The organism is Ktedonosporobacter rubrisoli (assembly GCF_004208415.1).
Taxonomy (GTDB): domain Bacteria; phylum Chloroflexota; class Ktedonobacteria; order Ktedonobacterales; family Ktedonobacteraceae; genus Ktedonosporobacter; species Ktedonosporobacter rubrisoli.
Map to the genome: position 1 here is coordinate 3662443 of NZ_CP035758.1, position 20660 is coordinate 3683102.

The window sequence follows — 20660 nt, forward strand, 5'->3', positions numbered from 1 at the left end:
GAGCCGATATCAAAGTGGCCCATGGTGATAAATTCATACTCACTTCCATTCAGAATAGCTAGTGATTATAAATGAAGGCTAACGTGATACTTTGTAAGCCAGGCATTAATTTGTATCAGGTATTCGAGGACCGAGGCGATCCCTCCACTATATTGATGAGGAGACTGCAATTCTACTATTTGACTGATTAATTTACTGTTAATAAGCCTGAGTAACGGCGCCTCTGGCGTATTCAGTAAATCTAGCATCCTCTGTTGCACACCATGCATATACGAAGGGTTGCGAGTCAGAGGATAGGCACTTTTTTTTCGATATAGCACATCATTGGGCAAGGCATCAGCCAGTGCCCTACGCAATATTCCCTTTTCAATTCTACCAATCGTCTTCATTTCCCAGGGCACATTAAAGACATATTCCACCAAGCGATATTCACAGTATGGTACACGTACCTCAAAACCAGTTGCCATGCTCATACGATCTTTCCTCTCCAGTAAAGATGGGAGGTAGCGTGTCAGATGAAGATAAGAAATTTCACGCTTCTTGGCAGCATACGCGTCTTCTCCGGCTAAGCGGGGAATCTCTGTCAGAGCTTCCCGATACCTTCGCGATACATAGTCATCTATGCTAATATTTTCTAGCACTTCTGGCGATAATATCTTATTCAGTGGCATCTCTACCATCCAGGGAAAAGTTGCTGCACGCATAACAGCTTGCTGATGAAACCAGAAATAGCCACCAAATATCTCATCTGCAGCCTCGCCCGAGATAGCCACAGTGGCATCTTGTTTCATAGCTTTAGAAAGTAGGTAGAGAGATGTTTCGAGCTGGCCCATACCCGGGAGATCATGCGCATGAAGCTGGACAAAAAGATTGTCTAGTAATTCAGGTGTATCGACGGCAATCGTATGATGAGTTGTCCCGACTGATGCTGAAACGCGCTCAACCCAGAACTGATCATAGCCTGGGCGCACAATATCTGGCTGGAAATCGCGTGCGCTCTCTACAAAGTCAATGGAATAGGTATGAAGTTTCTTTCCGTCCTGTCGAAGTATGTTGGCAGCCAGCGCCACCAATCCACTTGAATCTAGCCCGCCAGAAAGCATAGAAACAACCGGGACATCTGCAATCAACTGATGTTGCATCGTATCTTCGAGTATGGAGCGAATATACTCTGCCGAAGTTTGTACATCATTTGAATGTGGAAAGCTGTGGAGGAGCCAGTAGGGCTTGATATGTATACCTGTGGGGTCCACAATAGCATAATGGCCAGGACGTAGTTCAGAAACGTTGCGGTAGACGCCGCAACCAGGTGTATGCATGACAGGTCTGACAAAGATTTCAGCCAGCCCCTCTGCGTCTATCTCCGGGTGCACTAGCGGATGAGCCAGTAGGGCCTTGAGTTCCGAGCCAAAGAGGAAGGTCCCGGCTCGCTCTGCGTAAAATAGCGGCTTGATTCCCAGATGATCACGTGCCATGAGCAGGAGTTGCTTGTTCTCATCCCAGAGAGCAAAAGCAAACATGCCGTTCAAGCGGTGCAGACAATCCTCTCTCCACTCTACATAAGCATGCAGCAAGACTTCTGTATCAGAGCGGGAGAGGAATGTATGTCCACGGCTTTCTAATTCGGAACGGAGCTCTTTGAAATTATACAGCTCTCCGTTATAGGTAATTACATAAACATTTCCATCCTGCTTAAGAACCATTGGTTGCGCTCCACCTTGTGGATCAATGACGACGAGGCGACGGTGCGCCAACGCCGCTCGTGCTGACAACCAGCAACCTTCTGCATCTGGTCCTCTTGCCTGCAAAGTCCGAAGCATGCGCTCCAGAAGGGGGCGTTGTTGAGTAAGATCTCGCTCCCAATCAATCATTCCAGTAATACCACACATGGATAAGTAATTCCCTCTTAGAAACTTAAAAAACTAGGCCATCGCTCACCTAATACTCTTAAAGAGTACAGTTGCATACAGCGCCAGCACAACAATCATGAGCATCATGCTATCTTCCAGATAGCAGTTTTCCATGCTGGAGGGAGGCGTTGCCATGTAAGCACCTCTTGCATTAGTTCTTCTCGAAAGGCTGCATTGCTACTGGGAAGGCGTTGACTTAAGAGAATAATTTCCACAATAGTTGCATACCAGAGCGTCGGTACTCTTCCTGGACCAGCGGAAAGCAACCTGATAGAATGCTGAAGAAATACAGAAATATTATCTTCAAGCGCCGCTATCTTTAGCTGTATCCAGTCGTGCGAAGCAGGGCTGAGATAGCAAGTGCTAGAAGCAGCAGGAGAAGAGTGATGACAGGCATGGACAAATATATCCCGCAACTGCATCATTCCATCAGGAGCACTAATCGAACTCTGACCCGTAGCAGCCTCTGCGATCTGGGAGGCGATAGTGCGGAAAAAGATACTCAATATATCGGCTGGATAAGCAGCTAACAGAGATGAGTCCCAGATGGTAGGAAGAGGGAGAGTCGGTATCTTCCTTTCGAGATAATCAAGGACGTGAAATGCAAGATCCATGGCTTCAAAAGCTGATCTCTGACGAGCCAGCACGCGTACCCAATTGTCAAGAAGCATCATGCGATGCAGATGCATATATCTATAGATAGGATCTGTTTGCTCTAGCCGCTCATCGATAGCCAGGGCCTCTTGCAAATGCTCCATCGCATCTTCATATCTTTGGCGCTTATAATCAAGATATGCAACGGCCGCTGCTATATAACTATGACAAACTGCTTGATTATTCTTCGATAAACTGCTGTTAGCGATGATGCTTCGCATAGCCCGTATGAAACCCTCTGCATTCGTTAATTCGCCTTGCCGGATCGCAGCAATGGTTGAGCGCAGCAGGTCAACGCAAAGATCTTTGACTAGCTGTTCCTGGGGCTGGAAGCCATAATTCCATTGGTGTACTCTTTCCAGGAGCCCTGGCCGATCTTCATTATATGGATTTCCGTTTCCTGCCTTACCCACCTTATAAGCCTGCTGAACGTCCAGCAAAAGATCGCTCCTAATAGCCATAGGAATAACCTCCTGTCTAGTTAATAGAGAGCCTTTACGCTTGTCTAGTTGCTTGGCCATACTTTCGCGCATCTGTGAGAGAAAAAGCTGCAAAAATGCCGGTAAGCGCGATGATAATGCCCGAAATCGTGTAAATGGTGTCGACTGGTCCAAATGTGAAGCCGAATACTTCCAGGTGGAAGTGCTCAAGCAAAATGCCTGATACATAGCCAGCGCCCGAGACAGAAATGAGCGTACCTATAGTCGCCAGAGGATTCATGATTGATGAGACACGCCCGATAAAACTTCTAGGAGTCTCTTTGAGAAGGATAGGAGCAGACGCTACATTGGTAGCGGCTTGCATTGCCCCTATAGCTAGAATGACTATACAGGCGAGCAGAAAACTGTTAAGTCGAGAAAAAAGGATAAACAATATACCCGCCAGGATGATCGCACAAACAAAGAGGCGCTTGATGCCAATACGCTGTGCGAAAGCTCCAGAGAGAGCAGCCCCTACTATGGCACCTACGCCGAAAAAAGCGAGGAGGATACCGGTATCTGATACAGAAACATGAAGGTTCTGCTGGATGAAAAATACCGACAGAGGGGTAAAGGAGCCAAGGCTTAGGGTGAGCAGAAAAACAGATATTACCAGTACTCTGATGGCCTTATTGCCAAAGACAAAGTGTAGTCCTTCCCTAAATTCGGCTCGTATTCCTGCGCCGGATGTGCCTTTATCACTGCCTCGTCCTACCTCATCCACGTTCTGTTGCAAAGAGGCAGGTAGACGAACGGCACAAATTGCGCAAAAAGATAGCACAAACGTTAACGCATCAAACAGGAAGGCCCATTGAGCCCCCACGCCAAATAACAAAGGTGCCGCGATTGGTGGTCCCAGGATCACTGAGAGAGCTTGTGAAATTTGCTCCATGCTTATTGCCTGCGGACGCTTCTCTTCAGGGACGATATCGCCAATCAAGGCAAAGCGTGCAGGACCAAAGAACTCACTACAGACATTCTCACAGAAAATAGCAATGTAAATGAGGATTAGCAGGAAGAAAGGATGTATATATTTTTGAAAAAATGGCAACAAAAACAAGACTATTAGCAGTACTCCACGCATGAAATCCATCCACAACATTGTCTTACGGCGGTCCCAGCGATCAATAAATACACCTGCTAACGGAGCAATAAGTAGAGATGGAATGGTACTTGCAATCAGCAGGCCGCTGGTAGCCAGAGGAGCCCAGGGTTGATTTGTGGCAATCTGCGCAGCAATCCATACAATTAAAATCATGACAAAAATCTGGTCGCCAAGGAGGGAAATGGCCTGCCCAAAGAAAAGCAATGCAAATTTTCGGTTGATGAAAAGAGTTTTCAGGCGTGATGAGCCGCTGATAGATATCGAATCACTATTGCTGATGACAGGCATGATAGCGCTTTCCTCCTTATGAGCTACTTACTCTTCATATGGATTATGCGGAGTCCTCTCCTTTGAGACATTAGCAGCTAGAGCATACAACACAAACTTTATTTGAAAAGGTGTCAACTCTGGATGTTTGCTAAGAATACGCGCGACAAGGCCTGCAATATGAGGAGCTGCAAAGCTATTGCCAGTAGCGGTTATCCATTTATGATCACGCCAGGCGACGCGTACGTTGATGCCGGGCGCTCCAAACTCAACCGGCGGCTTGGGGTTATAGTAATAGAGGAACGGATCTTTGCCAGGATGGGAAGCAACAGAGATAACAGATGAATACATGGAAGGAAAGCTTGGAATGGGAAAGTTGTTGGCAGCTGTGACCAGAATAATATTCTTAAAATAGGCCATGTCAACAAGTTCATGTAATAGGGCATAAAATTCCTTTTTAGTAGTTCCCAGACTCAAATTGCATACCTGTACACCTTGCTCTATCGCCCAGCGTAGGCCAGAAGCGAAGATCAATCCGCGGCCCTTGAGATCATTCCCCAGCACCTTCACACTATATAATTCACATTCGGGAGCCACGCGCCGGATAATGCCAGAACAGGCTGTCGCATGGCCATGAGCATCAGTATGGGGCAAAGTATCATAATAGATCCCGTCAGATCCTTCCTGCACAGAAGCATAACTGCTGACAGGGCCACCTACCGCCTCATGAGTAGCATCGATTCCACTATCAATTACCGCAACTTTTATGCCCTTGCCAGTCGCGTTTTCCCAGGCCCATTCGCGCGTGATCTGGTCAAAAGGGCGCGTTAACTGAAGAGGATGTTCAAGCGGGCGAGATATAAATGGCTCGCTCCATGCTGGTGGCTGCTGACGAAACATAGGCTCCTCCAATTACTACAGTGGTGTATATGTAACCTGCGGCTGCGCACGTAGATAGCTCACATATTGCTGTAAGATTCCCAGGACTAGCTCTTGCTCGCGCTCTCCAGCCCATGAAATCTCCTGAATCAGACTAGCTAGTTTGAAAGCAAATTGAAATTGTGAATCTTCCGACTCAATATGGTCAACGAATGCTTTTGCTCGCTGCAGAAAGCTCTTCTTTTGATCCTCAGCATTCAGATTTAGCGATTGCACAATTTCTGTAAACAATGAAAGCAGGTGCTCGTAAGCTCGCGATTGTTCTATTGCAATAGCAGCCTGATAAGCAAATACGCTCAGGAGATGGATATCATCATTGGTGAAAGAGGAGGTCCCTTGTTTATCTAGTAATTCAAGGACCCCAATGATATGATCGTGATAGTAGAGAGGAACACATAAAATGCTTTGTGGTTTATAACCAACGGCATTAGCGACATCTGAGGCCTGCAATGGGCTATTTTCAGCATCAGTGATGCTCATTGGCTGACCGCTAATTGCCACCAGGCCAGCGATGCCATGCCCCAGAGGAACACGCAGCTTTGCAACCTCTGCAGCTTTGACCCCGATTGCAACCTCAAAGATGAGATCCTGAGCTACAGGATCTATAAGAAAAAGGGAACCCGCCTGCGCGGAGATCGCCTGCGCTGCTGTTTGCACAATGACTTCGAGCAGGCGTCGATGTGTAGAAGGAGATGCAACGGCTCTAGTTGTTGTTGCCAATATATATGCATCATGCAGATCAACGGCAAAATTATTCTCGTCAAGCTGCCGTTGTAGAGTTGCGATCTGTTGCTGTTGCTGCTCAATCATCCTTCGAGCCTTCACCAGTTCATCTTGTTGATCGACCGGTTCTTTATCCACTGATTAGTCTCCTTTCTACTCAGAGATCAATAGATGCAGTTTACAGATTCAGCTCTGCCTGTTTGCTGACAACCAATGAATAATTATGACAATAGAGATGTGCGTAGAAGTCCCTCCAACGGCGTCATTGCTGAAAGATGCCCGGACCCGGTGTGAGTATACAGTCAGGATCGAACAGATTCTTCATCTGCATGAACGTATCCCACTGCGCTCCATAGTGCTTTTTCCAATCCTGCGCTGATAGCTCAAGCATCCCAATGGGATAGCGGGTTCCCCCCAGGGCACAGCAGCGCTCAAAAAAGGTGCGATTATATACCATTGAGTTCGCCAGAGCCTCACGCGTGGTATCAGTGCGCAAAAGATCAATCAGAAAAAAAGTCTCAGTTGCCGGGAGGCGCAAAAGCTGCCTGCGAAAACGGCTGGCGTTGAGAGGGGTAAGAATACTCGTAAAGCCGGTCCTGAGTGGTGATACGCTCTTGAGTGCCTCGTGAATATAGTTAGTCACAGTCGAAGTCGGGACGAACACATCAAACCAGCTATGGTAGTTTGTGTCATTCTCGTTGTGAGGCACTGTCCAATCGGCAATGCTTCTAACGTAATCGATGCTTCGCATATCGTGAATGCATTCTCTTCCCCGCAGATAGTGCAGATCCCTCAATAGAAAATCATTCTCAATCTGATCTACAGGAGGGGTATAGGATTTAATTGCGTTTAACATATATACCCACATCCCCCCAGGATTAGCATCCACATAGGCCAGTATGATGAGCATGCTATCGAAGCGCTCGTCATCTCTATGAAGCAACGACTCAGCCTCCTGGATGAGCGAGGCTAGAGTAGGGTAAAAGAGCTGAAAGACGCGAACACGCGTTTTTGCTGGAATCAGCCGCAGCGTTGCCCTGGCAATGATAGCACATTGTCCAAGGCCAGCCAGCGTGGCTTCAAACAGATCTGGCTGATGATCCGGAGAACATATCTCTAGCTTACCAGCGCCTGTGACTACCTGCAGTTCAAGCACATTATCAACGACAGCTCCATAGCGCTGGCTACCAGGGCCAAATCCTCCTACCGAGAGCACTCCGCCAATCGAGAGTCCAGGATAGTTAGGATAAACTGGGGGAAGCAAGCCATGTTCTATCGTTGCTCGTAACAGATCCTGCCAGAGCACGCCAGCTTCGACCTCTACTCTATCAGAGTGAATAGCACAGATGTTCCTGAGTGAGCTAGTATCAACCACGATCCCATCTTTGACTTGTGCCTGACCATACATGGAATGGCCTTGACCACGTGGGGCAATCTGTAGCTGATGTTGGCGAGCAAATTGAACAATACGAATGAGGTCTTCAAATGATCCTGGTTTCAGAACAGCAATTGGCGAGTTATGAATACTATGCCCAAAATCATAGGCAGCTCTCTGGCATTCAGCCTCCAGTGTGGAAAACGTGCCGTCAAAAGCCGGTATTGGCGTATGAGGTGGCAGAAGCCTTCGCTGGGCAGCTAATGAATCTCTCGATCGCCGCTTTTCCGCATTCACCTGAGCATGTACCAATTCGTCATGTTGACCAACCAGGTCTTTATCCATTGATAAGTCTCCACATCCATTCAAAAGTAACGCTTCTAGCTTTATATCAATTACCCCTATTCGCTCGTTCCTGGCAAAAATTTGCTAGAATAGGCGAGAAATGCTAGCCTCTAGTGATTTATTTAACGATCCCAATCGTAGTAGTGTGGCGGCTATACCTGCGTATCCGAGCAGGAAACCAGGGGAGATCATTGCTGGTCCCTCATCAGAAAGCCAGAGACGCATGCCATCCTCCTCCGTAGCATATGCCTCCAGAATACGTGCAAAGGTACAAGCAGCTTGCAACCATTCCTCATTTCCGGTCAACTTATAAAGATCCAGAAATAACTCAATATTGCCTGACAATCCGTGACAGCGTGAAGGTCCAGCCCAGCGCGTGCCTTCTGCTACGGCCTTGCCGGCCTTACAAGCTATTTCAATAGCTGACGGTAGCACTTTCTGCTGTGCTGCATGCAGTAGAAAACTGGCAATGCCAGCGCTGCCATGGCACCAGAACGCCGCATTCAAATCTCCACCTACATTTCTTTCCCATCCCACTCCTTGCTGCTCATGTCCCATAGGGCGAGCTCGGCGCAATAACCAGCCGCCTACTCGTTGTACAGCTTTGAGAAATCTAATCTGCCCACTTGCTTGATAGAGGTCAAGCAAGGCATCAGCAATGCCCGCCATTCCATGAGCATACCCCAAATATACATTCTCCCCGCCGCTCCATAATATCCCGCGGAAATTTTCCAGCCCATTCCTCCATCCTCTATATCTTCAGCTTGCTCTAGCAGGGTACATCCTGCCTGTAGGGCTGCTTGTAGATGATAGGATCTTGCAGTAGCCTGCCAGAGCCAAATGTGATATTTCAATCGCCCGGCTGTTCCGTGCATAAGATCAGGGAGATCATAGGGACAAGTCGCTATAAGTTGACCTTGCTTTTCGGCAGCGGAGATGAGAACCTGATCCTCTAGAAGCTGTCCAGCCCGCAGAAGTGCAATCCCCACGCCCGCCTCCCCCGAATACAAGCCAGGTAGGATGGGCCCGCCAAGGCGCTCTGACTGCATCAACCAATAAGCTCCATCTCGCAATGTGGAGCGTAGAGATGAGGTATTCTGCTGTGTAACAAATTCGGCCAGGGTCAGCAATACGCCTGCCATCCCTTGGCTAAGATTGCGTAAGATGATCTTACTTCCAGGCGCCGGCTTTAGCTGTGCCCAAAGAGGCCCTTGCCCCGGCGCGCAGTCTGAACTACTACTTGTAAGGTCTCACCCAATTCGCAAGCATAGCTATAATAAGAATCGAGTTCATTAGCAGGTACCTTATCCAAGGTATGTATTATCGAGATTGGAGAAGAATCTTGTACCATCTGCAGCTCTGCAACAATCTTTTGCATGCAGGTAAAGCGATCTTGTGGCCGTGGGGCCAGACAGCGAGAGATAATTTGACAGAGTGTATCGGGTAGATTTGGATTCAACACTGTCAGAGGTCGCTTGAGTAATGCCACCTCGTGAGGAGCCTCCGCTGGTTCCACACCCGTAGCAAGAAGATAGAGTAAAGCCCCAAAGCTGTAGATATCATCAGCTATAGAAGCAGGCTCATTTGTGTTTTGTTGCGGTGACGAATAGCCACGAGTTCCTCCATAAAACTGGGGGTCAGAGGATGCCAGATCATAGGAAATGCCGAAGTCGATTAAACGCAAAAAGCTGTCAGGCGTAACGATTATATTGGCTGATTTAAGATCACGATAAATAATACCTGCTTGATGAAGTTTATCAAGCATGAAGGCTAGCTCTCGGGCCCAGGAAATCAGAAGCCCTAAGGGCAGATGCTCGGCCTTATGCGACTGATTTTTAATGTAGTCCTTCAGTAGTGTACCTTCGATATAATCCATAGCGAGCCACAGGTCGTCATCCTGCTTGAAAAGCGCATATGTTTTGGGCACAGACAGAACTGTTTCCAGTCTGCTCAGTATATGGGCTTCATGTCGTAATATATCATGTGCATCACGGTGATAACGATCCAATAGCGCATCGCGCCGCGCTCGCTTGAGCACACATCGCCTGGCCAATTGCAGATCAACAGCCTCATAAATAATACTTTGCGCCGATTGATGAAGCGGGGCTATGGGAAGAAAACGATCTTGCAGCAGTATAGGATGAGAGGTGGAAGCTCCAGCGAAGCCAGCTGTCAGAAATGGATTCTTTACGCCTACAGGCTCATGATAAGTTAGTGCACGTCGATCTTCAATGAGCTCGCCAGGAGAAGTTGCAATGACAGCGCGCGGCCTTCCTTCCCTATCAGCAATCAGCTGTTCTGAAAAACTTCCATAGCGATAATAGATCAGGCTACCGGGACGTAGAGCAAGGTCAGAGGGAATAGCAGGGCCACGCAATCCACGAGTTACCTCATCCAGCCTGACAGCAAGGCGAATACATTGTTCATCATCGGAGGGATAGATAGTGATAAACTTGCCTATCTGGCTCAAGCCAGCTCTCCCTTGATTAAGGTCTGCCAGACGGCTCAAAGAAGATGCAACCTTGAAACGCGTTGGCTCGGCTAGTAAAACCGCTAAAGCCTGGCGCAGGACACTCTCGGCACAGGGAATAGCAGCAGATACATGAAGTTTCCAGCCTTGAAGGCGTCTCACTGCTTGCTGATGTGCCACACCGATCCAGATCTGACCGAACTCTTCTTCAACCCGCCAGCCAAGTTCTAGCATCTCTTTACAAGAGCACATTTCACCAATGATATGAGGAATGGGATCTGCCTCAGAAGATAACATCGATCTGTTAACGGCGGCAAGTAATTCGTTCTTCATAGCCAGGCTCTTTCGTCACTCCTCAGACTCGCCATTCCAATTGTGAGTTCGATCAGGCAAGCAGCCTGATCAAAGAAGATCAAGCTGCCCTGATTGAGTAATTTGGGAGGATATCAGACACAGCCCCAACTATCAAACCACTGAGGTTTCGCCGCATAGCCACTCACCTCTGCCTGGTTCGACTCGGCTTCGATTGCACGGATTTCCTTGCTCAAGCCAGAAGCTTCCAGCGCTCCCTCTGGATCATTGGAAACCTGGTCACGGAACTGAGGATCTTCGACGATTTTGTCCACAATACGCTTAGTAAGCTCTTTACGTTTCGCTTCAAGATCAGCCATTTCAATAACCTCTCTTTTACTAATGCGATTAATTATAGCCTGGTCTACAGCCAGACCAGATGTCATGAAGCTAGTAGCCCTGATATCTCTACTAGATCTTTAGGGATCTAGCCACGGAACTGAGGATCTTCGACGATTTTGTCCACAATACGCTTGGTAAGCTCTTTGCGTTTCGCTTCAAGGTCAGCTATTAAGCATCTCATCTTGCTTACATTAGACACAGCCCCAACTATCAAACCACTGAGGTTTCGCCGCATAGCCACTCACCTCTGCCTGGTTCGACTCGGCTTCGATTGCACGGATTTCCTTGCTCAAGCCAGAAGCTTCCAGCGCTCCCTCTGGATCATTGGAAACCTGGTCACGGAACTGAGGATCTTCGACGATTTTGTCCACAATACGCTTAGTAAGCTCTTTGCGTTTCGCTTCAAGGTCAGCCATCAGGAACCTCCTTAGAGTGGTAATACCAATCAGGCAACAAATGGAAGTAAGTATGTCCAATAAGTTATCAGCAGTTCTCATCAGTTTTTTAAACTTATTAGAACTAGTAGAAGATATACCAGATAAAATTAGCTTTGTCAACAGTTATTACTTGTACCACAAATTCGTTATATGTATTTTAATTTTACTAAAGATAATCCTAGCTAGTTAATGTTTATCCAAGAAAATGGACAGTTATTGACATATTTAGATGGTTCGTATATAGTGATATAGGGAAACTGGCCTGATAGGAAAGCAAAGTTGGGTGCAAGATCGAATTAATGTATCGTTGCTATTCTAGTAATGATTGGAGATAAAAGATGCACACGCAGGCCGCTTATATTCAATCTCTACGACAGCATATCCCATCACATATCGTCTCTGAGGAGGCGTTCGAGCGCATTTATGCACTTACATCTCATTTTCCTGCCAGTCTTGCTGACCGATTATTTGATTTTGAAATATATCTACGCGAAACTCGGGTCGATTTCGCCTGGCAATTCCGAGCGCTTGATGAAAATTGGCAGTTGTTATCTCAGGTGAGCAGCAGATTTGCTCATCCTATCTGGCAAAAGATTTCCAGCTTTTCTTCCCAATGGGGTGATCGGACTTCTCTCTTGCACTCAGATACAGATAATATCTGGCTTGCCTTCGATCTCGCTGAGCCGGGCGCTACAATGCCTGTTCCAAGCCTCTTCTATTGCTCCATCTCTGTGATGAAGCCATCTCCAGATCCGTCCACAACCATTAAATTACTTGCAAGCATTTTCAGGTCTCCTGAAGAAGCTGATCTCCTGGCCAATAGTGCTGCCCGCTGCATTCAGTCTCTTCCAGGACAAGCTCAGATCAATCAAGTGGGCTTCGGACTGCTACGCAATGCTGATGCCCTTCGTCTTCAGATTGTTAATTTCTCTCCTCAGGAAATTCCAGTTTATTTAAAGACAATCGGCTGGAACTATGCAACCGAGCCGCTCCTTCCCTTCCTCGAACAGTTTGCGATTGGCGATCTGCTAAGCTTAATGATCGATGTTTCTACAAATATGCAGGCAAAAATCTCCCTTGAATGCATTCTAGAAAAACAAGACAGCCGCTGGCAAATGGTGCTCGACTACTTGATTAGGCGAGAATTATGCTCGCCTGAAAAACGCGACTTTCTTGTCCATCTCCCTAGCGTGAAGCTATGCCAGGTGGACCGGCGAGTAAGCCTGACCAGGCAAGCCCTCTCTCATATCAAAGTCAGCTACAACCCTCAACAAATATCGGCCCCGTTTGAGGCAAAAGCCTACTTATCCTACTATCCGGGCTGGTATTTGGAATCAGCAGACGACAATGACGGGAAGACTACGCAAACTGCCTTGCATATGAAGACTTCGTAGCGGATTTTACCTTGCTTCGTTGCCTCTTAGCATGAAGTGTTTACAGTCAATTCTTGCATAACTGGAGAAAAAAGCATGCTCACGCTGGCTAATTATACCCAAACCCTACGTCCTCACATTCCTCTACACAGTGCCTCTCAGGAGGCATTTGAGCGCATCCTTACTCTTACATCCTATTTTCCTGCCAGCCTGGCTAACCACCTGTTTGTTATTGAGCTACACCTGCGCGAAGACGAGACCTCGGTCGATTCGTTTGTGTATTTTCCTAATGGCAATGTTCCGTTACTCCCTGTTGGTGCCACTGACCCTGGTCACTCCTGGCTGACTCATCCTGACTGGCAAAAATTATATAATTTCTTTGCTGTCTGGCGCGATCCTGCTTCGCTCTTATATGAAAAGACTGATCAGGCCTGGCTTTCCTTTGATCTTAATCAGCCAGTTCCTGCTGTACCTGTACCAGGAGTATTCTACTGCTCTACCCATCCAAAGGCCGATATCATGCCAACTGTAGCCTTGCTGACCTCTATCTTCAGCACACCAGAGGAGGTAGCGCTCATGAATGATACCTTTGTCCGCTGCCTTACGCTTATCCCAGAACCTGCCCGTCTCAATCACGTGGGATTTGGACTTCAACGTTTCTGTGGTAGCATGCGGCTCCAGATTGTCAACTTCCCACCTTACCTGATTCCTGCCTATCTAGAGGCAATTGGTTGGCCCTACTCCACGGAACCTCTCCAACCAATTCTTAAGCAGTTCTCAATAGGAGATATTCCAAGCTTGATGATCGATATCTCCACCTCGATCCACCCCAGGATCGGCCTTGAATGCGCCTTGAGAGGATATGATAGTCGCTGGCAAAAATTGCTCGACTTTCTGATTGAGCAAGAGTTATGTCAGCCAGACAAACGGGATTTCTTAGTTACAAGTCCAGGCTTAAAGCTGTGCCAGATGGGAGATCAGGTGAGCTTGACCAGACAACGCCTCTCCCACGTCAAGGTAGGCTACAACCCTGAACAAGAAGGGGCGCCTTTTGAAGCAAAGGCGTATCTTGCATATTATCCTGTCTGGCTCTCTCTACCCGAAATTGAAGTAGGAGGATAATGGAGCGTATTTCGTGGCCTCAGAATTACTTACCTTTTTAGGAGAGATAATATGTCCTTAACAACCAGAAGCTTGCAAAGGAGCTCTTTACTAGACGTGAACAATCGTATCTTTATGTTGGCACGTCAGGGCAAATGGCTCCCCACGTGGTATATCGCTATTATTGGCTCCTTTGTCATCACTATAGGTTCCGGCCTCGCTCTTCAGTTCATTTTCTCTCAGCAACCCCTCGCAACTCTTGTACCGATCAACTCGCTCATAAAAAGTAAGGATGTATACCTGTCAGCTCTGGGTCAACTCCTTAATTTTGTGATTACCTATTCAACGAGAATCCTGCTGTTGATGGTCTGGATAAAGGTTCTGGAGAAACGTCCCTTCTGGACTGTCGGCTTAGAACGCCAAGCTGCTCTCATCAAGTATCTACGCGGTGCATTACTTGGTATCTTTATGTACGGGCTTGCCGTTAGCATTTTAGCTCTCACTGGATGCGTTATCATTGTCGGCGGAAGCATTGATCAAATCGGTTGGGGGGCCCTGCTAGGGATCATTATCATCCTTCCTGGATGGCTCATTCAAGGAGCTAGCGAAGATCTGGTCACTCGCGGCTGGCTCCTGCCCACGATGGGAGCACGCTACCGACCCTGGATCGGTGTCATCATCTCTGCTCTCATGTTTACACTATTCCATTTACCCGCTCTTCTCGCAAGCGGCTTTAATATCCTCGCTCTCATTAGCGGCCTCACTGTCTCCCTGTTTTTAGCAGCCTATGTACTCTATGAGGGAGGAGTTTGGGGCGTCATAGGCTGGCATGCCGCATGGAACCTGGCAGAAGGAAATCTCCTCGCCTCCCAGGTTAGCGGACATGATATCGCTGGCGGATCTCTGGTCAAGCTAGTCTCGGTGGGTCCTACATGGCTTACTGGCGGCACCTTTGGGCCCGAGGCCGGGGCTGTTGTCATCGCGATTGTAGCTCTTGGTCTGCTGATCATTATTGCCCTAGCACACCGTCGTGCAGCAATCAGTAACGAAAATGAAGCAGCGCAGCTGTTGGCCTCCTCCTCCAATTAGCATATATTGTTCAACTCTCCCTTTGGGAGAGTTTTCTCGCACTTAGGAGAAACTAAGTTCTTGGCCTGGTTTCTCCTAAGGCCGAACATGCTAAGGCGAAACTTTAAAGGTGATTGGGAGCGTTTTGAGACCGGAGACCCAGGCGCTTCTAACAGGAACTGCTGGTATGTCACGCCTACGACGTATATCTGAGAGCCGTTTCAGTATGCTGTTAAGCGTTTTTTTGGCCACAAGCCTGGCCAGGGGCGCACCTACACAGAGATGAATGCTGTGTGCAAACGCCAGATGGCGATTTGGCCGACGCCGAATATCAAAGTTTTCTGGATCAGGAAATTGAGCTTCGTCATGATTAGCCGAACCGATCCAGGCAACGACATCTTGCTGTACACTGATATGCTGTTTCCCCAGTACAACTTCTTTCTTTGTTGTCCGTCGCAGAGCTTGGATCGGGGCACGATAGCGCAGAACCTCTTCTATGGCACCTGACATCAGCTCTGGCTCAGCACGCAAGATATCCATAACTTCAGGTTGCTCATCAAAGCAGAAGATTGCATTACCTATCAGACCTGTAGAGCTGTTTGTACCTGATGCCAGTAACACTACACAGAAACCAAGTAACTCATCTTCACTTAAACGTTGTCCATTTATTTCGGCTGCAACCAGCGCACTCACCAAATCATCTTGAGGATGCAGACGCCGATCGTTTAGTACCTGACGAAAATACTCGCCCATCTTCTGGAACTTGGGATTCGTTGTTTCGATAGTTGGTTCCCGTTTGATGGTATCACACCAGTCCTTGAAGCTTCCGTGCAGCTCAGCTGGAATGCCCAGCAGGTCGGCTATCACGCTTACTGGCAGTGGATATGCCAGGTCGTTGGTAACATCCATCTCACCTGTTACGATTACCTGCTCTAACAGGCCATCAATAATTTCGCTGATGCGCGGCTCCAGCGTCGTTAACACCTGTGGGGAGAAAGCTTGCATCACTATGTTATGTAATCTACGATGGTTGTGCGGGTCTGCTTGTAGAACACTTGATAAGATAGGATTAATTGTATTCTGTACCTCGGGTGGAATGAGGACTTTATGAAAGGTAGCATGATCAGCCAGGATGCGCATTACATCCTCATAACTAAAAACATGCCAGACATCCGCCTGCTCGTCATAGACGACTGGATGCTCACGGCGCATCTTGCGATACCAGGAAAATGGATTGGGTACCTGCTCAGAAGCTACATTCATTTGCACGGATCTGCCCTTTCTCCTTCGAGAAATAACACGGTATTAAAGAACTCGGTGAAAGTTATTAATACGCTCAGCATCCCTTCAGAAAAGCCTGCTAAAGCGTTTTGCTGTCAGCGTACTAGCTATGGACAGGTCATGATTCTTCATTTATACATTGCCTCTCACAGCTTTGCCCCATAAAAAACTAGTGGCCTGGCAAGGTTGGCATGAAGCGTGAAACAAGCGGGGATGCAAGGAGCCTGGGGCCGCGCCGCGATCGAGCGAATTGTACCCCACTTCTTTCCCACCTGCGCCGCAGGCGCTACATTCGTCAATCTCTGCTTGACAAAACACTAGTTTGTGCAAAATGCGTTTTCCTCTACTTATACGACTTTTATAAAATAAATACCACGTTTTTAAATGTTTGTCAATCCAATTAGAATTATTTGAACCAGGTCAGATTAAAGACAAATTTGTTGATACTGATAGCGGTTTGGATGGAAGTAATGAGGCGGCTACATCGAAAACCTTTTTAATTAACGCGATGTGCAACTTTTGAGAAACGGGAACCCTCTTCGAGGAGAGATAATGGGGCGCGCCACATCTAGCGAATTGTCCCCAGCCTCCCTTCGCTCCTCGCCGCCGCAGGTAGTTGAAAAACTTGCGCCTGCGGTTAATTAGCATATCCATCGATAACTATTTCATAGCCTTGTTATCCATAAACATCTTCGGTTGCTTAGTAACAAATAGCATTTTACTACCAATATTTGGTGTAAACTAGAAAATGGTTGACAAACCTCCAACAAACGTGGTATTACCACATCAGAAGCTGCAAAATATGCAAATCGGCTTCTCCTCTCTACTGCTGCCTATCAACAGGAGGTTCTTAATGTTGCGGTATCTTTTTTCACGTAGCTTTACCAACCTGACGATCACAGCCCTTTTATTATCTGGCATCTGGCTAGGAATATCCTATTTCGGCGTCGGCGCAAGGACCGGCGCCACAAGTCACATTACCCCGCAGCTAAAAATTCACCCTATCTATCGTCACATCGGGGCTAGCAAACAAAACATTGCACCCTTTAGCTGCCAAATAACAACACCACCTACTTGTTATGGACCTCAACAGATTCACAAGGCCTACAATATTCAGCCATTGCTTGACGGGGGCACTACAGGTCAAGGTCAGACTATCGTCATCATAGATGCTTTCCAGGCTCCCAAAATCAAGAACGATCTCCACGTCTTCGATCAGACCTTCGGGCTCAATGATCCAACGCTCAATATTATTGCCCCCGATGGCCTGACGCCTTTCGATCCCAGCAATCCCACCCATATCCAGTGGTCCGCCGAAATCACCCTGGATGTGGAATGGGCGCATGCCATAGCTCCTGACGCTACCATTGATCTGGTGTTGGCAAAATCTGGTGAGGATGCTGACATTCTCAGCGTTATCAAATATGCCATCGACAATAATCTTGGCGCTGTCATTAATATGAGCTTTGGAGAAGCTGAATCCTGCGTAAGCCAGCAGATTTTAAAACAGGAACATGCACTATTCTTTGAGGCAGCATATAAGGGAATCACTTTAGTTACCGCATCTAATGATAGTGGCGCTGCTCAAGCAACATGTGATGGCAATTCCTATTTCCTCAGTACAGGCTATCCAGCCAGCGATCCCCTGGTCACCGCTGTTGGCGGAACAAAGCTCGACACTAATGGACCAGCTGGTGACTATAAAAGCGAGGTCACCTGGAATGAGATTAATTCCCAGGGTGTCAATGGCGCAAGTGGCGGTGGCTTCAGTACCATCTATGCCAAACCATTCTACCAGTATGCAACCGCAGGTATTGACAAATTTCGCGGTGTGCCTGACGTTGCCTATAACGCAGCGCTCAACAGCGGTTTCCTGGTAGTCTGGAGCTCTCCCATCTTTGGCGATAACCAGATCATAGCTGCAGCTGGTACCAGTGCGGGTGCGCCCCAATGGAGCGCTATTGTGGCGCTCGGCTGCCAGTTAAATAATGGTCGTCTTGGCTTCATAAATCCGGCACTCTATCTCTTTGGTCATTCCAAGTTCTATACACAGGCTTTCCATGACATTACTAGTGGAAATAATACTTTCGTCGGAACTGATAGTAAAGGCAACTCTGTCACCATCCAAGGATATGACGCTAAGGCTGGCTGGGACCCTGCGACTGGTTGGGGATCACCAAATGTAGCGAACCTCCTTGCCCCATTCGTGGAATTCGCAGCTTCAAAGGCTAGAGACAGGGATAGCCAGTTGGCAAGCCTAAAATAGGTCTTAGCTAACAGTAGTATTACAAAGAGCACCTTTCTGCCCTCTTGCACGAAAGGTGCTCTTCCTCAAGTTTATCTTCCCATTTTTCGAGCTACTCCCTATTTCAGCTGGCAATACCATGTTGGGTCAAGTCAGATCAAGAAAAGCCTTATGGCCATATCTTCTCTGCTTCTGAGCCATAGCCTTAAGATCATCCTCAAAGCCACGCAGCGTCAACCATTCACGCGTAGCACCGGTAACCACAACATCAGCCGTATGCAATTGGGCAATGTTGGCGGCTCCGCTCAACTGCATGGCTACCTTCATCTCTCTAATTGTGTTTTCGAGCACTTCGCAAACTCTCTCATAGCTCTCGCTAGCAGCTCTTAAAAAAGGGAAAGCCATACCCACAAGGTTTGCGCCAAGGGCAAGCGCACGTGCAACATCAAGTCCACTACGCACGCCGCCCGTGGCAATAAGAGGGAGATGAGCAGCCTGAGCTTCAACAATCGCAATAGGGGTAGGTATCCCCCAATCGCTATAAAGCTTTCCTATCTCTAATGTTTTTTTATCCCCATGCAATTCAGAACGCGCAGCTTCCACAGCAGACATACTGCTACCACCTGCTCCTCCTACATCAATTGCTGCAACCCCGCACGCACGCAACAGCATGGCTTGTTCCTGGCAGATGCCAGCCCCCGTTTCCTTCGCAATAACGGGCCGATCAATCTGTTGAGTTAGCCGCTTAAGAGCTTCTACCTCGCCAACGGCACGCCGATCCCCTTCAGGCTGTGCTGCCTCTTGTAAACTATTCATATGTACAGCCAGCGCATTAGCTTCGATCATCTTGATAGCATCCTGCACCTGCTGCATGCTGAAAGCCGGATGCTGCGCCTGCTCAATCAGCTGTGGAGCTCCGATATTAGCAATGAGAAAGGCGTTAGGCGCACACTCACGAACGACAGCATAACTGTAAGATACAGCGGGATTGATGATGGCAGCACGCTGGCTACCTACTCCCATAGCAATTCCATACTCTTCGGCTGCCCGAGCAAGGTTCCGATTAATAGATATGACGTCGGGATGTCCTCCCGTCATTGAGGATATAAGTAATGGGTAACGCAAGGTTTGACCGAAAAATGTAACCCTGGTATCGATCTCATCAAGATTTACCTCTGGCAATGCCTGGTGCACAAAATGAATATCACTCCAGTTGGCCGGCTGAGCCACAGCAATGCTCTGCGCTAAAGCCACGTTGATATGCTCCAGCTTGCGTTGCTTGATAACCTCATCTGCCATACCTAAATAATCCTTTCTATATGCGTATAAAACTTGCGGTGTTTATCCACCCAATCGGTAGCTCCCCATTAACGCGTAGCATTAGCTGCCAGTGACCTCAGTATAACCTTGAGCTGAAATGGCGTTAAATAGGGGTGTTTACCCATGATCCTGGCTACGATCCCGGTAATATGGGGGGCAGCAAAGCTATTTCCTGTGATCGTTATCCACTTATGGTTCAGCCAGGGTACACGGACATCAACTCCCGGAGCTCCAAATTCAATGGGTGGTTCTGGATTATAATAGTAATGATAACGATCATACTCCTTATCCTGATGAGCAGCGACCGAGAAAACCGAGGCATACACAGAGGGAAAGCTAGGAGTAGGCAGATTGTTTGCAGCCACAACCAGCATAATACGACGAAAAAACGCGATATCGGCCAGCTCATGCAGCGCAGCATAATACTGCTTTTTCGTAGAGCCAAGGCTCAGATTACAGATGTGCATTCCATTCTCAATCGCCCAACGCAGGCCAGCAATGAATATATCGCCTGTCGTAATGAGTGCCGGGCCTAGCACTCTGACGCTGTACAATTCGCACTCTGGCGCTATTGCCCGTATAATCCCGGCACAGGCTGTACCATGCCCATACACATCGGTGTGCGGCTGGGTAGTATATACGAGGCCAGTTGGACCGCTTTCAACAGCAACGTAGCCGTCTACATTACCAATAGCCGGGTGAGTCGCATCGATCCCACTATCGATCACAGCAACCTTGACAGCTTTACCTGTGCTACCTCCACATGCCTCATCCCATGAGATACAATCTATAGAAAGCGCCAGATCAATACTTGGAAGTACACCACTCTGAAACTGCGAACTCCAGGCAAGATAGCCATTCATTAATGCCCTCTC

18 protein-coding genes are annotated in these 20660 nt (G+C 47.8%); 4 read left to right on the forward strand and 14 right to left on the reverse strand.

The window, feature by feature from the left end; genetic code table 11:
- Positions 1 to 65: 65 nt before the first annotated feature.
- From asnB to EPA93_RS16370, 11 genes are all read right to left on the reverse strand, one after another.
- Complete coding sequence (gene asnB, locus EPA93_RS16320; RefSeq protein WP_129888526.1) at positions 66 to 1889, reverse strand: asparagine synthase (glutamine-hydrolyzing); 1824 nt, start codon at positions 1887 to 1889, stop codon at positions 66 to 68.
- Positions 1890 to 1993: 104 nt separating this feature from the next.
- On the reverse strand, positions 1994 to 3025 hold the full coding sequence (locus EPA93_RS16325) for a hypothetical protein (protein WP_129888527.1): 1032 nt from the start codon (positions 3023 to 3025) through the stop codon (positions 1994 to 1996).
- Between the two features lie 34 nt (positions 3026 to 3059).
- A complete protein-coding gene (locus EPA93_RS16330) occupies positions 3060 to 4436 on the reverse strand; it encodes an MFS transporter (RefSeq protein WP_129888528.1) in 1377 nt (458 codons plus the stop codon).
- A gap of 27 nt (positions 4437 to 4463) precedes the next feature.
- Positions 4464 to 5315 carry a S8 family serine peptidase gene (locus EPA93_RS16335; RefSeq protein WP_129888529.1) on the reverse strand — a complete coding sequence of 284 codons (852 nt, stop codon included), beginning with the start codon at positions 5313 to 5315 and terminating at the stop codon, positions 4464 to 4466.
- A 15-nt stretch (positions 5316 to 5330) separates the two neighbouring features.
- Positions 5331 to 6215: a GAF domain-containing protein gene (locus EPA93_RS16340; RefSeq protein WP_129888530.1), complete on the reverse strand. Its 885-nt coding sequence runs from the start codon at positions 6213 to 6215 to the stop codon at positions 5331 to 5333.
- A gap of 124 nt (positions 6216 to 6339) precedes the next feature.
- The gene (locus tag EPA93_RS16345) at positions 6340 to 7797 is read right to left on the reverse strand and encodes an FAD-binding protein (RefSeq protein WP_129888531.1); all 1458 of its coding nucleotides are present in this window, start codon (positions 7795 to 7797) and stop codon (positions 6340 to 6342) included.
- A gap of 84 nt (positions 7798 to 7881) precedes the next feature.
- Positions 7882 to 8484 carry a lanthionine synthetase LanC family protein gene (locus EPA93_RS50395; protein ID WP_165423179.1) on the reverse strand — a complete coding sequence of 201 codons (603 nt, stop codon included), beginning with the start codon at positions 8482 to 8484 and terminating at the stop codon, positions 7882 to 7884.
- Positions 8385 to 8966 (reverse strand): lanthionine synthetase LanC family protein, encoded by a 582-nt coding sequence (locus tag EPA93_RS50400; RefSeq protein ID WP_340689247.1) that lies wholly within the window; start codon positions 8964 to 8966, stop codon positions 8385 to 8387. Before EPA93_RS50400 ends, EPA93_RS50395 begins: the two co-directional genes overlap by 100 nt.
- Positions 8967 to 8986: 20 nt before the next feature.
- Complete coding sequence (locus EPA93_RS16360; RefSeq protein WP_129888534.1) at positions 8987 to 10600, reverse strand: class III lanthionine synthetase LanKC N-terminal domain-containing protein; 1614 nt, start codon at positions 10598 to 10600, stop codon at positions 8987 to 8989.
- Positions 10601 to 10713: 113 nt separating this feature from the next.
- The gene (locus EPA93_RS16365) at positions 10714 to 10938 is read right to left on the reverse strand and encodes a hypothetical protein (RefSeq protein ID WP_129888535.1); all 225 of its coding nucleotides are present in this window, start codon (positions 10936 to 10938) and stop codon (positions 10714 to 10716) included.
- A gap of 213 nt (positions 10939 to 11151) precedes the next feature.
- Positions 11152 to 11376, reverse strand: a complete 225-nt coding sequence (locus tag EPA93_RS16370) for a hypothetical protein (protein WP_129888535.1) — start codon at positions 11374 to 11376, stop codon at positions 11152 to 11154.
- A 359-nt stretch (positions 11377 to 11735) separates the two neighbouring features.
- Here EPA93_RS16370 and EPA93_RS16375 point away from each other — a divergent pair, with 359 nt between their 5' ends.
- The 3 genes from EPA93_RS16375 (at position 11736) to EPA93_RS16385 (ending at position 14960) form a co-directional block, all read left to right on the forward strand.
- Positions 11736 to 12791, forward strand: a complete 1056-nt coding sequence (locus EPA93_RS16375; protein ID WP_129888536.1) for a hypothetical protein — start codon at positions 11736 to 11738, stop codon at positions 12789 to 12791.
- A gap of 75 nt (positions 12792 to 12866) precedes the next feature.
- Positions 12867 to 13892 (forward strand): hypothetical protein, encoded by a 1026-nt coding sequence (locus EPA93_RS16380; protein WP_129888537.1) that lies wholly within the window; start codon positions 12867 to 12869, stop codon positions 13890 to 13892.
- Between the two features lie 96 nt (positions 13893 to 13988).
- Complete coding sequence (locus tag EPA93_RS16385; protein WP_165423180.1) at positions 13989 to 14960, forward strand: CPBP family intramembrane glutamic endopeptidase; 972 nt, start codon at positions 13989 to 13991, stop codon at positions 14958 to 14960.
- A gap of 90 nt (positions 14961 to 15050) precedes the next feature.
- On the opposite strand, the gene EPA93_RS16390 is transcribed toward EPA93_RS16385, so the two are convergent.
- Positions 15051 to 16202 (reverse strand): cytochrome P450, encoded by a 1152-nt coding sequence (locus EPA93_RS16390; protein WP_242527508.1) that lies wholly within the window; start codon positions 16200 to 16202, stop codon positions 15051 to 15053.
- An 871-nt stretch (positions 16203 to 17073) separates the two neighbouring features.
- Here EPA93_RS16390 and EPA93_RS16395 point away from each other — a divergent pair.
- A complete protein-coding gene (locus tag EPA93_RS16395; protein WP_129888540.1) occupies positions 17074 to 18486 on the forward strand; it encodes a S53 family peptidase in 1413 nt (470 codons plus the stop codon).
- A 126-nt stretch (positions 18487 to 18612) separates the two neighbouring features.
- Here the strand turns inward: EPA93_RS16395 and fni are convergent, their stop codons facing one another.
- Together fni and EPA93_RS16405 are read right to left on the reverse strand one after the other, a co-directional pair.
- A complete protein-coding gene (fni, locus tag EPA93_RS16400) occupies positions 18613 to 19764 on the reverse strand; it encodes a type 2 isopentenyl-diphosphate Delta-isomerase (protein WP_129888541.1) in 1152 nt (383 codons plus the stop codon).
- Between the two features lie 68 nt (positions 19765 to 19832).
- A complete protein-coding gene (locus EPA93_RS16405; protein WP_129888542.1) occupies positions 19833 to 20648 on the reverse strand; it encodes a S8 family serine peptidase in 816 nt (271 codons plus the stop codon).
- Positions 20649 to 20660: the final 12 nt, after the last annotated feature.

What these genes read in the sequence shown, in the direction of transcription:
- EPA93_RS16365 (WP_129888535.1), bottom strand. Translation starts at nt 10,938, where the DNA reads ATGGCTGATCTTGAAGCGAAACGTAAAGAGCTTACTAAGCGTATTGTG.
- EPA93_RS16360 (WP_129888534.1), bottom strand. Translation starts at nt 10,600, where the DNA reads ATGAAGAACGAATTACTTGCCGCCGTTAACAGATCGATGTTATCTTCT.
- fni (WP_129888541.1), bottom strand. Translation starts at nt 19,764, where the DNA reads ATGGCAGATGAGGTTATCAAGCAACGCAAGCTGGAGCATATCAACGTG.
- EPA93_RS16330 (WP_129888528.1), bottom strand. Translation starts at nt 4,436, where the DNA reads ATGCCTGTCATCAGCAATAGTGATTCGATATCTATCAGCGGCTCATCA.
- EPA93_RS16375 (WP_129888536.1), top strand. Translation starts at nt 11,736, where the DNA reads ATGCACACGCAGGCCGCTTATATTCAATCTCTACGACAGCATATCCCA.
- EPA93_RS16335 (WP_129888529.1), bottom strand. Translation starts at nt 5,315, where the DNA reads ATGTTTCGTCAGCAGCCACCAGCATGGAGCGAGCCATTTATATCTCGC.
- EPA93_RS16380 (WP_129888537.1), top strand. Translation starts at nt 12,867, where the DNA reads ATGCTCACGCTGGCTAATTATACCCAAACCCTACGTCCTCACATTCCT.
- asnB (WP_129888526.1), bottom strand. Translation starts at nt 1,889, where the DNA reads ATGTGTGGTATTACTGGAATGATTGATTGGGAGCGAGATCTTACTCAA.
- EPA93_RS16405 (WP_129888542.1), bottom strand. Translation starts at nt 20,648, where the DNA reads ATGAATGGCTATCTTGCCTGGAGTTCGCAGTTTCAGAGTGGTGTACTT.
- EPA93_RS16395 (WP_129888540.1), top strand. Translation starts at nt 17,074, where the DNA reads ATGTTGCGGTATCTTTTTTCACGTAGCTTTACCAACCTGACGATCACA.
- EPA93_RS16325 (WP_129888527.1), bottom strand. Translation starts at nt 3,025, where the DNA reads ATGGCTATTAGGAGCGATCTTTTGCTGGACGTTCAGCAGGCTTATAAG.
- EPA93_RS16370 (WP_129888535.1), bottom strand. Translation starts at nt 11,376, where the DNA reads ATGGCTGACCTTGAAGCGAAACGCAAAGAGCTTACTAAGCGTATTGTG.
- EPA93_RS16345 (WP_129888531.1), bottom strand. Translation starts at nt 7,797, where the DNA reads ATGGATAAAGACCTGGTTGGTCAACATGACGAATTGGTACATGCTCAG.
- EPA93_RS16390 (WP_242527508.1), bottom strand. Translation starts at nt 16,202, where the DNA reads ATGAATGTAGCTTCTGAGCAGGTACCCAATCCATTTTCCTGGTATCGC.